Below are 2,421 nucleotides of genomic sequence, written 5' to 3' on the forward strand. Positions count from 1 at the left end.
GAACAGGTCTCAAACAACCCGCATGACCACCGGGAGACCTCAAGCATGAAGAAGACAACAACGCCGAGAAGGTGGGACGCCCACGAAGCCCGCGTCCGCGGTTTATAAGGGACGGGGGGAGACGGGGGTGGCGGGAGCGGCGTGGTCGGTCACCCGGTCCATTGTGGGCCAGCGGGGAGCCCCGCCGGCGTGCGGGCCGCCCCGGCCCTCGGCGGCGGTCGCGGCCCCGGCCGCCGTGTGGGCCGCCCGGGTCATGGTGCGGGCCGGGTCCGGCGGCGTCGCCGGGCCGGCGCGGGGCGCGCTGACAGGATGCGCGCCATGCAGCTAGTACGACAAAAAGGTCAAAAGGTAGGCGGGCGGGTCGGGCGCCGGGCGCGGGTCGTGCTCTGCGCCCTCGTCCTCGCCGCCCTCGGCAGCGCCTGCGCCACCACGGACGGGCCGGGCGGCGCCGCGGGGGCCGGCGCCCCGGCCGCCGGGCGCCCCGAGGGCCCCGCCGGCGCGCTCGCCGCGTACGCGGAGAAGACCAGGAAGGCCCAGGCCGCCCGCGCCCTCGCGGCCCGCCGCTGGGGCCTGGCCCGGACCCCGCTGGCCGCGCCGCCACCCCCCGAGGTCAAGCCGAAGATCACCTTCCGCAAGGGGTTCGAGGTCGGCGACGACACCCTGCCGCCGGTCTTCACCACCGTCCCCACCAAGGACAAGGTCGTCTTCCTGACCATCGACGACGGCTCGGAGAAGGACCCCGAGCTGCTGCGCATGATGACCGAGCTGGACATCCCGTACAGCGCCTTCCTCAGCGACTACCTGGTCAAGGAGGACTACGGCTACTTCAAGAAGATGCAGCAGCGCGGCGTCGCCCTGCACAACCACACCCTCAATCACCGCTACCTGCCCGCGCTCTCCTACGAGGAGCAGAAGCGGGAGATCTGCGGCATGCAGGACGTCATCGAGAAGAAGTACGGCAAGCGCCCGCCGCTGTTCCGCCCGCCGTACGGCAACTACGACGGCGACACCCTGCGCGCGGCCAAGAGCTGCGGCGTCAAGGCCGTCCCGCTGTGGGCCTCCGAGGCCTTCGCCGACCACATGGAGTGGCGCGAGTGGGACCGCGACCTGCACCCCGGCGACATCGTGCTCAGCCACTTCCGCGGCAAGGACGACTGGGAGGGCTCGATGGCCGACATGATCCGCCAGGTCATGAACGTCATCACCGCCAAGGGGTACGCCGTGGCCAGGCTGGAGGACTACGTCTGATCCCGGACGGCGGAGTGCGCCCCGGCGCGGCGGCGGGTTCGGTACAGGTCCGTTAGCTGATCGTCATATGGATGGTCAAGACCCTGACGCCGGATGGCTTAACGTTTTTTGACGGAGAGTCGAGCCGGCCGGGGAACCGACCGCCCGGCCGGCGCACACCATTGGGGGGACTCCGTGACTGCACGCCTGCCCGGTCCGCGGACCTCGTCGACCGCCGCGCCCGCCGATCCGTATGCCGGCCCCCGGACCGACGGGCGGCGGGGCCGCACCGGCCGGGTGCTCGCCCTCACCGCGGCCGGCGTCGTCACCGCCGCCGCCCTCGCGGTCACCCTGCTCGCCCCCGGCACCGCCCCCGCCGACGCCTCCGCCGCCTCGCGCGGACCCGCGGCCGGGGCGGCGGACGCCCGCCCGGGCGACGCCGCGCCGAACGACGGCCTCCAGGCCGCCGGCCACCTCGGCTCGGGCGAGGCGGTCCGGCCCCAGGCGCGCCCGCTGCGCATCATGCCGCTGGGCGACTCCATCACCTTCGGCGTCGGCAGCTCCACCGGCTCCGGCTACCGCGGCCCGCTGTGGGACCTGCTCCAGGCCGACGCCCGGACGACCGGCGCGGGCGCCCCGGCGGCGATCGACTTCGTCGGCTCCCGGCAGGCCGGCGCGTTCGCCGACCGCGACAACGAGGGCCACAGCGGCGCGCTGATCCGGCAGATCGCCCAGGACGCCGCCGCCTCCGTGCCGCTGCGCCGCCCCGACGTGATCCTGCTGCACGCCGGCACCAACGACATGAACCGCGGCGAGCCGCTCGCCGCCCCCGGCCGACTGGAGGAGCTCGTCGAGCAGCTCCACGCCGACGCCCCCGACGCGACGCTGGTGGTGGCCACCCTGGTGCCCGCCCGCCCCGCCGCACTGCGGGCTCGCATCGACGTCTACAACACCGAGGTCCGCCGGATCGTGGCCGAGCGCGCCGCCGCCGGCTACCGGGTGCTGCCGGCCGACATGGCCGCCGTGACCCCGGCCGACCTGACGGACAAGCTGCACCCCGCCGACCGCGGCTACGCCAAGATGGCCGACGCCTGGCACACCGCCCTGGCCACCGCCGCCGCCAAGGGCTGGCTCCCGGGCGCGGTCGCTGGCGGCTGAGCCCCCGCCCGCACCGCCCGCACGGCGCCCCCGCAC

Annotated in this window: 2 protein-coding genes; both read left to right on the forward strand. The window is 74.9% G+C overall.

All coding sequences use genetic code 11. The features are described 5' to 3' along the window. Positions 1-318 precede the first annotated feature (318 nt). Positions 319-1,248, forward strand: coding sequence for a polysaccharide deacetylase family protein (locus C6N75_RS28000; protein ID WP_105871653.1), 930 nt, complete (start codon positions 319-321; stop codon positions 1,246-1,248). A 174-nt stretch (positions 1,249-1,422) separates the two neighbouring features. Continuing rightward, positions 1,423-2,385, forward strand: coding sequence for an SGNH/GDSL hydrolase family protein (locus C6N75_RS28005; protein ID WP_105871654.1), 963 nt, complete (start codon positions 1,423-1,425; stop codon positions 2,383-2,385). Positions 2,386-2,421 lie beyond the last annotated feature (36 nt).

It is taken from the genome of Streptomyces solincola, assembly GCF_002982015.1.
GTDB lineage: Bacteria > Actinomycetota > Actinomycetes > Streptomycetales > Streptomycetaceae > Streptomyces > Streptomyces solincola.